This is a genomic window from Bacillus sp. BR3(2024), from assembly GCF_039134555.1.
GTDB classification, from domain to species: Bacteria; Bacillota; Bacilli; order Bacillales; family Bacillaceae_G; genus Bacillus_A; species Bacillus_A cereus.
This window is the reverse complement of sequence record NZ_CP152435.1, coordinates 1-12,180: the sequence shown is the minus strand read 5'-3', so window position 1 is coordinate 12,180 and position 12,180 is coordinate 1. Positions and strand designations below refer to the sequence as shown.

Below are 12,180 nucleotides of genomic sequence, written 5' to 3'. Positions count from 1 at the left end.
AAGCAAAAATGAATGCGTCTGACCGCAGGCATGGAAAAGCGTTAGCTTTTTCATGCCAAGGCAGGCGGATTTTGCCCTGCTTGAGTCTTACAGGACATAGGACGGTAAGACGATTCGTCAGATGCTCTTGATCTTCCCGGTTTAAAGCCGTTAAGGCGATAAACCGGGCTCCCCGAAGGGGAGCATATGTACTTGATTCTATGTGATACCACATAGAATCAAGTACATTATACAATATATTAATGTAGATATGAGAGATTTTGTAATAGGAATACAAGGGAGAATAACTAGAGAAGGGTTGATCACGGAGTCCGGAACGTTTATGCCGCGAAAGTCACTTGACCATGAGGGGCACCCTCATGCAAACTCACCAGAGGTGGCCCCAGAAGGGCGGTTTTTGCCCGCTGGGGTTATCTTTGGGAGTTTGAGGGTGTAGAGGCTCGTGGTCAAGTGAACCGTGGAATAAAAAGTGTAGGACGGGACCCCAGAAAAGGGCAAAAACCAATGGAGTTATGGGAAATGAAAAGCAAAGATCTAGTAAAGGAAACAAACTGTTTTTTGTGATGAATAAAGATACATGTATAGTTAACATAACGTCCTATTATCGGTAGCAAATCTTTTCATAGAATCCTTGTAGCTACAGGGATTCTTCTTTTTTTGTCTTGTTATCTTTTATACAGGATTTTATACATCGTTGATAGAGGAGGGATTCTAGGGATCCCCGCTCTTCTTTTTTTGCATAAAATCTTGTATAAATAAAAAGATTTTGATGTGGGGATCGAGAAGTAATGAGTATTAGTGTTAAAATCGAAATGTATTTCGAAATTAATTCGATTTTAAAATCGGTTGTGATATTAGTTGTGAGTGAATTCCGATTTTGATTAAAATATTGATTTAGTAACGTTTTATGAGTAAAAAATATATTTCGTTTTTGAAGGAGGAATGAGAATTGGAACTAAAATCGGAAATGTATACACCAAAAATTGTTGCGGATCGTTTAGGGATGACTCCGGATTTATTAAAAGTATGGTCAAATGAATTTAACATACAAACGGAACGAAGCCCAGGAGGACATCGTAGGTATTCTAAGGAAAATATAGAAGAATTAACAGCAATTAAAGAAAAAATACAGTTGCAAAAGTGGTCTTATGATCAGGTTCGGGCATGGAGAAATGGAGAACTTGATTTATTTGTTTCAAAAGAAGAAAAATCGGAATTAGAAAAGAAATTGGACGAGGTATTAGAAAATCAGCAATTACAAAATCAATTTAATCAAGCGCTTGTTCAAAAATTACAGGAAATTACGAATGAATTAGTTATAACTAAAGAGCATTTAGCTAATACGGAGAAAAAGTTAACTGAAGTAGAAGGTAAAAACAGTGAATTAGAAGTTTTTATAGAGAAGAAGTTAGAGAAGCGAGATCAGTTATTGCTTGAAAACATTAGAGATATGCAAAAGCAAAATCAGAAACAAAAACGGAAAGGGTTTTTCGGTTTGTTTAAAAATTAAGTATGATTGATATTTTTGTAGGGTTCTAATGTCGGAAAAAGAAGAATAGAAATATAGCATACATACAATAAGGGAATGCAGTATAGATCAGTCTACAAGCATTCCCTTGTTCTATGTATGTTTTTAATGGAAATTATTTTTTTTACATTTTTTGTATATAAAATGTTTGTTTTATGATATATTAATCATCAGATTATTATATCTAGATTTAAGGTTTTTAGTGAGGAGAATTAGGTGTGAAGAAAATATTAGTGTTTAGTCTTTTTGTTATTTTGTTATTTGGTGTTATTTTTTTAGTTATGAATAAAAATAAAGAAGAAGTTCCAGTAAAAGAGTATTATAAAAATAAAATTTCACAAGAACAGTTACAACAAGATATTTTAGATAAAAAAGAGAAAATTATTTATTATTATCAGACACACTGTTCTCATTGTGCTAAAGTTTCACCAATCGTTATACCTATGGCACAAGAAATGAAAATTGACATGCAGGTTATGAACTTAGAAGAATATGATTCAGCTTGGGATCAATTTAAAATTAAAGGAACTCCTACAATTATTCATTATAAAGATGGAAAAGAATTAAATAGGATTGAAGGAGAACAATCGGAAGATGATTTTGAAAGTTGGTTTCGGAAGATTAAATAAATTGATTTTATGAGATTAGAAAATTTGTTTTATTACTTTTATATCTAGATATTCTCTTAAAAGAAACTTATTATTTAAGTTTCTTTTATTTTTTATTAATATTTAATTTTATAAGGGGTTTTTAATATGAATAGTCAAAAAAGAAAAGAAAACTTATTATTCCTTGCATGGTGTGTTTCTTTTATTGCTACATCGGGTAGCTTATATTTTTCTGAAATTATGAAGTTTATTCCTTGTACTTTATGTTGGTATCAGAGGATTTTTATGTATCCTTTAGTTTTATTATTAGGTGTTGCTGTTATAAAAAAGGATTATAGTATTTCAAGATATTCATTAATATTTGGGATTATAGGTTCTTGTCTTTCTTTATATCATTATTTGATACAAAAGATTGTTTTCTTTTCAGAAAGAGCTGTTTCTTGTGGACGTGTACCGTGTACTGGTGAATATATAAATTGGTTAGGTTTTATTACAATTCCTTTTTTAGCTTTACTTGGTTTTATTGCGATTAGTATTTGTAGTTTGATTTTATTGAGAATTTCTAAAGAGGATTATTGATGTTTTTTGATATTTAATTTGTTATTTCATAAATATAAAAAACAAAACTAACTACTTTCTTAGAACATGGTTAGTTTTGTTTTTTAGGTTTATTACAATATTTTTAAATTAGTATATATTTATATAATGCTATTATCTTATTTAAAAAGTTCCGCTGTTTTTCGTCCAAGCCAACTTCCAAGATCTCCGGCAATAGTACCACCATCAATTTTTTTTAATTCTTCAATTGTTAATTCTTCTAGTTCTTTTAATTTTTGAGCATTCATGAAATTTCCTCCTATAAATATATTAAATATTTTTTAATTTGTATAATTGGATTTTTAGATAAAAATGTTTTTTGTATGAATTATTTTATCTAACTTACATCGATTTTTTAATTTTTCTACTCTTTACCCTATAAACTTTAGGTGAGGTATTATTTTAGAATTATATATATGTTTTATATTCAGTTTGAATTTTTTAAAAAAATTATTTTAAAAAAAGATGGCTTAAAGGCCATCTTTTTTTATTGTTCGTACATCATGTAGCAGCTTGCTCTTGCATTAGTTCTAGGAGCATAATATTTATCACAAAATTGATGCTTTTGATCATTTCCTGATCCTCCGCCCCAACCTATAAGTTTTCCAGCTTGTTTTGTCCAATAGTTTCCGCCGTTTAATTCAAGTTCTTGATTTGTTAAAGTTTCAAGATTTTTGTTTAACTTTTCATTAGTCATTTAGAAACACCTCTTTTTTAGTTTAATATATAGATTTTTAGATTTTTTATTTGGAAAACGTTATTATTTATTCCCAAGGACCTTTGCCGTTGTAGTAATTAGTCCAACCTTCATAGTATCCTACTGCAAAGTCACCGATGTCTTTCCATCCCCATCCACCGTTTACTTCTAAAATTTCTTCTTGTGTTAATTCTTCTAAATTTTCTAATTTGATTTCCATTATATTTCCTCCTCATTCAAACGGATATTCTACCTTTGGAATCGCTGTCATGTTATTATTATACAATAAGAAATGGATTTGTCTATAATTTCCTTGTAATTTTTTTCAAATAATAATAAAATTATTAAATTATTTGTATTTTAGGATTTATTTTTATTAAGAAAGTAGGTATTGCTTTGGTATTAAAAAAATTTGAATGCATTAAGCAACATGATTTGCAAGATTGTGGTCCAGCGTGTTTAGCTATGATTTCACGTTATTATAATTCAAATATATCAATTGCTAAAATTCGTGAAATTGCAGGTACTGATTTGCAAGGTACAAATATTAAAGGATTGTTGGAAGCGTCTACAAGATTAGGGTTTGATAGTAAAGGTGTTAGGGCTAAGAGTCCTGAGGTATTAGAAGAAATACCTTTACCAGCTATCGCACATGTAATTGATAATGGTTTATTACATTATGTAGTTATTTATAAAGTGAAAAAAAATAAAGTTTATATTGCAGATCCTGCAAAAGGGAATATTGTATTTAGTTTGGAAAAATTTTGTGAAATTTGGAAAGGTATTTTGGTTTTAGTTAGTCCTAATAAAAATTTTAATGAATTTGATCATTCTAGTGGTAAATTGTCTCGATTTACATCTCTATTAAAATCTCAAATTCATTTGCTTATTCCTATGTTTATTGCTTCTATTTTTTTAAATGGTTTTAGTATGTTAGGTGCATTTTATTTTAAATTTTTAATTGATGATATTGTTGCAAATCAGTTATTGCAAACTTTACATATTGTTTCAATAGGTATTGTTATTTTATATGTATTTAAGGTGTTACTTTCATACTTTAGAACTCATTTAATTTTATATTTTAGTAGAAGAATTGATATACAGTTAATGTTGGGATATTATCGACATGTTATTGGCTTACCTATGAATTTTTTTGAAACGAGAAAAGTTGGTGAAATTATTTCTCGTTTTACAGATGCTAGTAAAGTTAGGGATGCTTTATCTAATACTACTATTACATTAATGATTGATAGTTTAATGGTAGTTTTAGGTTCTGTTTTATTGTATTTACATAATTCTGTTTTGTTTGGTGTAACTCTTTTATTAGTTCCGTTTTATGTCCTTGTTATTTTAGGATTTCATAAATCTTATGAGAACATTAATAGAGAGCAAATGGAAAGTAATGCGAAGTTAATGTCTTATATAGTGGAGTCATTAAATGGTGTTGGTACTATAAAATCATATAATGCAGAGAAAGAAGTAATTTTTGAAATGGAAAAACGTTTTGTAAGTTTACTTCGTCATCTATTTAAAAATGGTATGATTTCTAATTTGCAAGGAAGTATTAAAATTGCAATTGAATTAATTGGTGGGGTAATTATTTTATGGGTAGGTGCTAATCAAGTATTAAAGGGAAATATGTCAATTGGTGAGTTAATTACCTATAATGCACTTTTGGTATATTTTTTGAATCCTATTCAGAATTTAATTGGTATTCAACCGATGATGCAATCAGCTATTGTAGCGGCAGAGAGATTAAATGATATTTTTGATTTAGAATTAGAAAAATCGAAGGATGAGGAGAGAAAGGTATTTTCAAATCGTCTTTCTGGGAAAATTGATTTTGAGAATGTAACGTTTAAATATGGTACGAGGAATAATGTTTTAAATAATATTAGTTTTTCAATTTCTCCTGGTAGTCAAGTAGCTTTTGTTGGTGAAAGTGGTTCCGGTAAAACAACTATTTCAAAATTATTAATGAACTATTATTCAGTTCAGCAGGGAAATATTTATTACGATGATTATCATATTAAAGAAATTAGTAAAACAGCATTACGTAAACAAATTGCATATGTATCACAGGAGTCCTTTTTCTTTAGTGGTTCCATTTATGATAATTTACAATTTGGTTTAGAACGTAAGGTTAGCTTTGAAGAATTAATTCATGTATGTAAATTAGCTTGTGCTCATGATTTTATTAGTGAATTACCATTGCGATATGAAACATTATTAGAGGAAAATGCGTCTAATTTATCTGGGGGACAAAAACAAAGATTAGCTATTGCACGTGCGTTATTAAAAAATCCAGATATTTTGATTTTAGATGAGGCAACAAGTAATTTAGATTCTACAACGGAGAAAAAAATTACTGATATGCTTAGAGATTTAGGAAGTAAGGAAATTACAGTTATTATGATTGCGCATCGATTAAGTACAGTTCAACATGCTAGTAAAATTTTTGTAATGAGAAAAGGAAATATTATTGAAGAAGGTTCTCATGAAGAATTATTACTTCAAAAGGGTGATTATTATGGTCTTTGGAAAAATCAAACTATACATGTAGATCATATAAAATCACAATCTTATGCTATGTGGGGAAATAAAGATGAATAAAATTTATTCTTTTGAGCAATTAACAGATAGTGTGGAGCTATTAGAACGAAAACCACCTCGTTTTATTATGTGGTTTTTATCTGGGCTTATTTTATTGTTTGTTATCTTTGTTGTTTGGGCTTATTTTGGAAAGATTGATATTGTAAGTAAAGGAACAGTAATTATACAGAGTAAATCTGAATCAAGTTTAGTTAGAAGTAAAAATAAGGGAATAATAGATAATGTTTTGGTTAAGTCGGGTGATTTTGTGAAAACAGGAGATGTTTTATTCCAAATAAAAGAAGAAAATGAAAATGTTCTTGTAAAAGCATCAATGGATGGGGAAGTTCAGTTTAATTCTACTATTCAATCTGGTGATTTAATTGAATATGGTAAAGAGATGCTATCAATTGTACCAAAAAATCTTGAGAAAAGAGCTCATATGCTTTTATCTCCTCAAGATAGAAAAAGTATAAAAAAGGGTGATAAAATAATCTACTCTTTTAATGTAGAAAGAAAAGATAAATATGTAGGGGAAATTGTATATATTGCAGCGGAACCTGTTTATAACAAAGAATTTAAATCCTATATGTATGAATTAGAAGCTACGATTGATTCTAACAATGATGAATTATATGTAGGAATGATGGGACAAGGTTCAGTGTTAATCGGATCAGAACCGATTTGGAGGTTTTTGTTAAAGAAAATGATTTGATTTTTAAATCAATGAGGATTGTTAATTAAGATTAGGAGAGGTTTTTTAGTATGAAAAAAAATATATTTGTTATGACGTTTGTGATTTTTTTTAGTTTATTTTGTTTTTCTTTTAATAGTTATGCTGAATTGAATAATACTTCATTAAATAGAAGTGATGAGATATCTATTATTTTTGAAAGTGAGAATAATATTGATAAAATAATAAGTAATATAAAAAGTAATAAATTGATTAATTGGAGTGTTAAGGATTTAAATCGATTATTAGATAAAGTAGATAAAGTAGATTTGAGTATAATGGAACGTGCAACTTTAAAGAGAGAGATAATAAGAGAATCAGGTTTTTCTAATTTTGATTTTAAGGGTACTAAGGCGGATGTTTTAGCATTTAAGGATTTAAAAATAGAAATAAAAGAAATTGATAAAGATTTAATTTTATATAGAAGAAGTAAATCTGGTGAACCAGATTCTAGGTATGGTCTTGGTTATTGGTGGAGTGATAAAAAGAGAAACATTGAAGAAACAAGAAATGAGTTAGCGGTATTAGAAGCTTGGGGTAATCCATTAAGTACAGAATATATAGTAGAAATACCAAAAGGAATTAGAGTTCTTACGGGAATTACTGCATCTCAAACTCAATTTCAAAATGGTACAAATATAGTTCAGGAATATAGGGAAGGTGGAGGAGTACAATATTGGATAAATAAAGTTAGTGTTAGTTGGTTAAAATAAGTAAATTTGATTGGAGAAACAATGAATCATGATCAAAAGTTTATAAACTTAATTTTAGATTGTGAGTATATTATTAAACAAAATATATCTCATGATTTTGAGGATATTAACAGATATAATATATTATTAAATGAACTTAGAGGATTAATTGAAACAGTGAAAAAAAAACGTTTAAATAATAAGTTATATTATTTATCGATTACACAGATGATTGATAAAAGTGATCCAGATGAAGTTATTACTGCTGTTTTAAAACTTAATGAGTTTTATTGTAAGTATTATCAAAAATTGTAGTTTTTGATAATACTTATTTTTATAAATATATTTATAAAAGTGGATAACATATAAGTTCTTATAAGTTTATGATAGAATAAAAAATAGCAAAAAAACCCTCGAAGTTTGGCGACAGAAAGGGTTTTTGCTTAAGTTGATAGAGGTTGAGAAATCAAACTCTTAATTATTAATTTTGTTTAATGACATTTTATCATTAGAGTTTGTTTTCCTCAACCATTAAGGAGAGGAAAAATGAGTAAAATTGTAAATATTGATAGTTCAGAACAAAAGGCAAGGTTAAATGAAAATAAGGTTGAGGATTTTTTAGAACAAGCTAATATAGGTTTATCAACTGAACAACAACAATTGTTATTACAGATTTTACATAGTACAACAGGCGATGATTATTTTATTGGAAAAAAGAAAAAACGAACTGATGGGGTGAAGTTCGTGCAAATGATTACAGAGAATATTGATTATTTGTGTGAGATTGGCTATTTAACTCAACCAGAGAAAGCTTTTTTATTTGAGCTTTCACGGTTCTTGGAATTTAAATCAAACGTTATTATTGAAAAAAATGATGATGAAATTAAGCCATATGCGGCTTCTCCAAGTTATTTAGCAAAAAAATTAGGGAAAACAAGAACGTCTATCTCTAAAATTATGAATGATTTATTAGTTAAAGGAATTTTAGGAGTTGCGGAATCTGGTGTAACAACTGAAGATGGAAGATCTTGTTCGTCCCGTACTTGGTTTGTTAATCCTAATATATTATGTAATGCACCAAAAGATGATATTGATAGAGCTACACAACAAATATTTGCAAAATCATTAAGAAATATTCAATGTGAAGGAAGTAAAAAGAAACATAAATTACCAATATATTTATTTTGAAAAAGTGTAATTTAACTATTGCACTTTTTTTTTTTGCTGATCTTTCCAAAAAATAGGTGTTAATTTTTTTTAACACAGGTGTTAAAAAAAATTAACACCCCGAACACTTTAAACCCTTGATATTACTGGTTTTTTATATTTTCCTTATCTCACTCTATATATAGAGTTAAAATTTCATAAAAAGTATGTATTATTTTTAAGTGAAATATATTAAACGAATATTTGAGATTTCAATAAATAGTAGTATAAGAATATTCTTCATTTATTAATTTAATGTAGAATCAGTATAAAAATGTAATTTGATGTTATGTGAGTTTTTTAAAGGGGTTTATTTTATGAAAGAGTATTTTAATTTAGAACAAGCTCAAAAAAACGCAAGATTAAGAGATATTGAAAACTCAAAGATCTTGTCAGAGGAAGAAATGGAATTAGCAAATATACTTCAAGCAAAAGCTAGTGCAAAAGGAATGAAATTAGTTCCTGAACGTAAAATAAAAAATAAAGCAAAGTTTGTTCAAATTATTCAACAAAACATTCAATATTTATTTGAAATTGATTATTTAACAAATGCTGAAAAAGTATTCTTATTAGATATCTCAATGTGTGTAGGTTTTTTAAGTAATTGTTTAGTTAGTGATATTAATTCTAAAGAACAAATCCCATTAACTCAGAGGGAATTAGCTAAAAAGATTGGAAGACATGAAACAAAAGTTAGTCCATTGATTAGAAGATTAATAGATAAAGGTATTATAGCTCGTTCAGAAAGTGGTATTGATAATAATAATGTTAGAGCATATGCTTTATTTATAAATCCTCATATAATGTTTTCTGGTAATAGAGATGACGTTAATCCAACACTTAAAACAATGTTTAGAAAAGTACCAAAACAACTTAAAAATTTACCTATTAAATTATTTTAAATCTACTTTAATTAGTAGATTTTTTTTATTAATTTCGTACTTACCAAAAACGGTAAGTTTACTTACCAAAAACGGTAAGTACGAAAAATCTTGAAACCCTTGATATTACTAGGTTTTTTCTACTTTGTTATGTTTGTCTCTTCTTACTCTATATAGAAATGGCTAAAAGTTCCGCAAGGAACAGGTAGTATTTTTAAGCAAACCCCGCTTAAAAATCTCCACCTTTGCTAGAAAAAAGTCGCCTCGTTAATCCTCGGCTAAAGTCGAAGACTTTTCTTTTTTCTAACATCCTTGCCAAACTTTTTTTGGCTCGTTTGCTTTCATCGCCAAGCCGATAAACTCAAAAGTGGGATTTAGGCATATCGGCTTGAGCTATCCATTATACGAGCCAAACCGCTTGATCTAACGTTCCATAATTAGTTCTTATTCTATTTTTAGATACGCAATACGTGGGGTCTCCCCACACCCCGGCCAGCCTCTACCTCAAAAGTAGGGGAAAGATCAAAAACCACTTACTATAAGTAAGTGGTTACCGTGGAAGTGGTTTTTCTCTTTGAGATTCATAGGAATCGTTGAAATTTAAACGTCTAAATAGATTTGTATTTCGGATTTTGATGTTTTTTGGATCAATCATAGATTGCCATGGTTGTAAGTTCTTTTTATTTTTTCTAAGTTTAGTAATTCTACTAATAACATTGTTTAATTCACGTTCATGATCTTGATTCATCAGAATAAAAGTAAAGCTTGTTATCACTGTTGGAAAGCAAATCTTTAATAAAAATTCAATATGATAGATATCAGAGATTAGGTTGTTAATTGTGATATAAGATGTTCCTGGTATTGGGATAATATTTACTACGATTCGTAAGGATTCTTTTTGATCATTAATAAGTAATTTAAGAGAACAACGTGTAGTAAGGATTTTAAAGAGTTCATCGATAAATGTAATGAGTACATGAAGTTGAGTTTCAGGTGTCTCTTCATTGATTAACCACAATCCTCTATTTTCTTGTTTTGTCTTTATGAGAAAGTCTGTTATAAATTCCATATCAAGATTTTTAGGTATTTTATTGTTTGGGAAGTATTCTCCAAAGTAACGTGTATCTTTTTCTTGTATTGGGTGAATTGGGAAAAAGGATTCTGTATGTAATAGATTATAATGCTCGTGAGAGCAAAGTAGTGCGATTAATAATATTGGATCTGTATATTGTTTACTTAATTCTAGATAGTCTTCCATGCGGGTAAAGTGACGGAAGAGTACATTTTCTCCAGGTGCAATTGGTAGCACCTTTTTTTCTTGGCCAAAATAATAGTAAGCACGATAAGATAAATAAATATATTCGGCACCATAAAAGGATTTAGAACCAATTAATAGTTTATCTTCTAACTCTTTTAATTTGGCGTAACCAAGTGTTCTAGACTTATTCTTTTTCCCTTTTTGGTAGCCAAATAGGTCCAAAAATTGAGATTTTAACATGTAGGGCTGATGATGGAGCATAAATGTAAATAGATTATGATAATGCTTCATGATGAATAAATGTAATTCATCACTTAATTTTCTCTTATGTGGATCTTTTTGAATGTCATGTAAGTTTAAGATATAGGGTGCATTCGTATTATTCATAATTTCATGTACTGTATAAAAAGTAGGTGGAACGATAAATGTTGGTTGTATCGCCATGTTTTCTCCTCCTATAGTTGTTCATACCCGGATAAAAATGTTTTCGCAAATTCTTGTTTTTGTTGAATATCAATCTCCTTATAGTTACGTGTTGTCACTTCTATGGCAATATAACCGTCATGCACTTTGCTATAGACGGCTCCATCGGGCGTTGGTTGGAATTTCCCTTGCGGATGGGACTCTACTATTCTTTTTTTAAAATCGTCGTATCTGGGGTCTTTCTGGGCCTCTGAATGCAATTGTTTTTCTGTTTTCCATGTTTCTCTTGTTTCTTTAGGTAAAGAAATATACTTTTCAGAGAGACGAATATCATGTTTAGCGTTATTTATACCGGTTTTATATTGATATTCTTTACCTTCTTTTTTAAACTTTTCTATTCCCTTTTCTCCTAGAACAATCTTTCCTGTTCGCTCTTCTAAATAGCCGCTATGACAAAGTTTTTTCAGGCGATCTCCTTTGATGTTATATTCTCTTTCCATTTGCTCTCTGGTAGCTGTTCCGGTTTTCCAAAGCATATCCATGCCTTCGACTTCTTTTGTTTTTAGAATCCTTATATGTTTTCGTGGTGCGGCCATAGGAATGTCTCCTGTCTTTGTAATATTTCTGTATTTGATTATTTGGGAATCCATAGCGAAGCTATGTGTATTTGTTATGTGACCATGTGTACATTTACACATGGTTTACTTTTTGTATTAAATAAACATTTGTTTAAAAATGTTTATTTAATTTCATTCAAAATGTGATGCGAAGCATGACATTTTGATCAAACAAATAAAAATGCCGAAGTGCAATTTTATTTGTCTTTTTCTAGGAAGCGTGAGCTGATCTAGAAAAAGACTCTGGACAGATGCGAAGCGTTCTGGCCAGGAAGTCCCGCAGGGCAAAATTCGCCTGAAGACCATTCACTCGGCTTGCCGAGCTTGTTTTTGGTTCAAGCGCAGCGA

14 protein-coding genes are annotated in these 12,180 nt (G+C 29.3%); 9 read left to right on the top strand and 5 right to left on the bottom strand.

Going from position 1 to position 12,180, the window contains the following annotated elements:
- Positions 1-949 precede the first annotated feature (949 nt).
- From V7S45_RS27235 to V7S45_RS27225, 3 genes are all read left to right on the top strand, one after another.
- Entirely contained in the window at positions 950-1,510 is a 561-nt protein-coding gene (locus V7S45_RS27235) for a MerR family transcriptional regulator (RefSeq protein WP_098211857.1), read from the top strand.
- A 236-nt stretch (positions 1,511-1,746) separates the two neighbouring features.
- Complete coding sequence (locus tag V7S45_RS27230; protein WP_098211858.1) at positions 1,747-2,157, top strand: thioredoxin family protein; 411 nt, start codon at positions 1,747-1,749, stop codon at positions 2,155-2,157.
- 126 nt (positions 2,158-2,283) lie between these two features.
- Positions 2,284-2,715 carry a disulfide oxidoreductase gene (locus tag V7S45_RS27225; RefSeq protein WP_098211859.1) on the top strand — a complete coding sequence of 144 codons (432 nt, stop codon included), beginning with the start codon at positions 2,284-2,286 and terminating at the stop codon, positions 2,713-2,715.
- A 137-nt stretch (positions 2,716-2,852) separates the two neighbouring features.
- On the opposite strand, the gene V7S45_RS27220 is transcribed toward V7S45_RS27225, so the two are convergent.
- From V7S45_RS27220 to V7S45_RS27210, 3 genes are all read right to left on the bottom strand, one after another.
- Complete coding sequence (locus V7S45_RS27220) at positions 2,853-2,981, bottom strand: bacteriocin (protein ID WP_342761926.1); 129 nt, start codon at positions 2,979-2,981, stop codon at positions 2,853-2,855.
- 239 nt (positions 2,982-3,220) lie between these two features.
- Complete coding sequence (locus V7S45_RS27215; RefSeq protein ID WP_098211860.1) at positions 3,221-3,430, bottom strand: hypothetical protein; 210 nt, start codon at positions 3,428-3,430, stop codon at positions 3,221-3,223.
- 67 nt (positions 3,431-3,497) lie between these two features.
- Positions 3,498-3,650 carry a hypothetical protein gene (locus V7S45_RS27210; RefSeq protein WP_179877185.1) on the bottom strand — a complete coding sequence of 51 codons (153 nt, stop codon included), beginning with the start codon at positions 3,648-3,650 and terminating at the stop codon, positions 3,498-3,500.
- Between the two features lie 176 nt (positions 3,651-3,826).
- Here V7S45_RS27210 and V7S45_RS27205 point away from each other — a divergent pair, with 176 nt between their 5' ends.
- The 6 genes from V7S45_RS27205 (at position 3,827) to V7S45_RS27180 (ending at position 9,555) form a co-directional block, all read left to right on the top strand.
- Positions 3,827-6,043 (top strand): peptidase domain-containing ABC transporter, encoded by a 2,217-nt coding sequence (locus V7S45_RS27205; RefSeq protein WP_342761925.1) that lies wholly within the window; start codon positions 3,827-3,829, stop codon positions 6,041-6,043.
- A complete protein-coding gene (locus V7S45_RS27200) occupies positions 6,036-6,737 on the top strand; it encodes an HlyD family efflux transporter periplasmic adaptor subunit (protein ID WP_342761931.1) in 702 nt (233 codons plus the stop codon). Before V7S45_RS27205 ends, V7S45_RS27200 begins: the two co-directional genes overlap by 8 nt.
- A 50-nt stretch (positions 6,738-6,787) precedes the next feature.
- Complete coding sequence (locus tag V7S45_RS27195) at positions 6,788-7,468, top strand: autotransporter (RefSeq protein ID WP_342761930.1); 681 nt, start codon at positions 6,788-6,790, stop codon at positions 7,466-7,468.
- A gap of 21 nt (positions 7,469-7,489) precedes the next feature.
- Positions 7,490-7,762, top strand: a complete 273-nt coding sequence (locus tag V7S45_RS27190) for a hypothetical protein (protein WP_012263698.1) — start codon at positions 7,490-7,492, stop codon at positions 7,760-7,762.
- A gap of 231 nt (positions 7,763-7,993) precedes the next feature.
- Positions 7,994-8,635, top strand: coding sequence for a MarR family transcriptional regulator (locus V7S45_RS27185; protein WP_012263697.1), 642 nt, complete (start codon positions 7,994-7,996; stop codon positions 8,633-8,635).
- A gap of 335 nt (positions 8,636-8,970) precedes the next feature.
- Entirely contained in the window at positions 8,971-9,555 is a 585-nt protein-coding gene (locus V7S45_RS27180) for a MarR family transcriptional regulator (RefSeq protein ID WP_342761929.1), read from the top strand.
- A 529-nt stretch (positions 9,556-10,084) separates the two neighbouring features.
- Here V7S45_RS27180 and V7S45_RS27175 read toward each other — a convergent pair.
- Both V7S45_RS27175 and V7S45_RS27170 read right to left on the bottom strand, forming a co-directional pair.
- Entirely contained in the window at positions 10,085-11,236 is a 1,152-nt protein-coding gene (locus V7S45_RS27175) for a hypothetical protein (RefSeq protein ID WP_342761928.1), read from the bottom strand.
- 11 nt (positions 11,237-11,247) lie between these two features.
- The gene (locus V7S45_RS27170; protein WP_342761927.1) at positions 11,248-11,811 is read right to left on the bottom strand and encodes a hypothetical protein; all 564 of its coding nucleotides are present in this window, start codon (positions 11,809-11,811) and stop codon (positions 11,248-11,250) included.
- Positions 11,812-12,180: the final 369 nt, after the last annotated feature.

Coding starts and splice junctions, on each gene's coding strand:
- V7S45_RS27180 (WP_342761929.1), top strand. CDS start 8,971: ATGAAAGAGTATTTTAATTTAGAACAAGCTCAAAAAAACGCAAGATTA.
- V7S45_RS27210 (WP_179877185.1), bottom strand. CDS start 3,650: ATGGAAATCAAATTAGAAAATTTAGAAGAATTAACACAAGAAGAAATT.
- V7S45_RS27225 (WP_098211859.1), top strand. CDS start 2,284: ATGAATAGTCAAAAAAGAAAAGAAAACTTATTATTCCTTGCATGGTGT.
- V7S45_RS27190 (WP_012263698.1), top strand. CDS start 7,490: ATGAATCATGATCAAAAGTTTATAAACTTAATTTTAGATTGTGAGTAT.
- V7S45_RS27185 (WP_012263697.1), top strand. CDS start 7,994: ATGAGTAAAATTGTAAATATTGATAGTTCAGAACAAAAGGCAAGGTTA.
- V7S45_RS27220 (WP_342761926.1), bottom strand. CDS start 2,981: ATGAATGCTCAAAAATTAAAAGAACTAGAAGAATTAACAATTGAAGAA.
- V7S45_RS27200 (WP_342761931.1), top strand. CDS start 6,036: ATGAATAAAATTTATTCTTTTGAGCAATTAACAGATAGTGTGGAGCTA.
- V7S45_RS27215 (WP_098211860.1), bottom strand. CDS start 3,430: ATGACTAATGAAAAGTTAAACAAAAATCTTGAAACTTTAACAAATCAA.
- V7S45_RS27195 (WP_342761930.1), top strand. CDS start 6,788: ATGAAAAAAAATATATTTGTTATGACGTTTGTGATTTTTTTTAGTTTA.
- V7S45_RS27175 (WP_342761928.1), bottom strand. CDS start 11,236: ATGGCGATACAACCAACATTTATCGTTCCACCTACTTTTTATACAGTA.
- V7S45_RS27170 (WP_342761927.1), bottom strand. CDS start 11,811: ATGGCCGCACCACGAAAACATATAAGGATTCTAAAAACAAAAGAAGTC.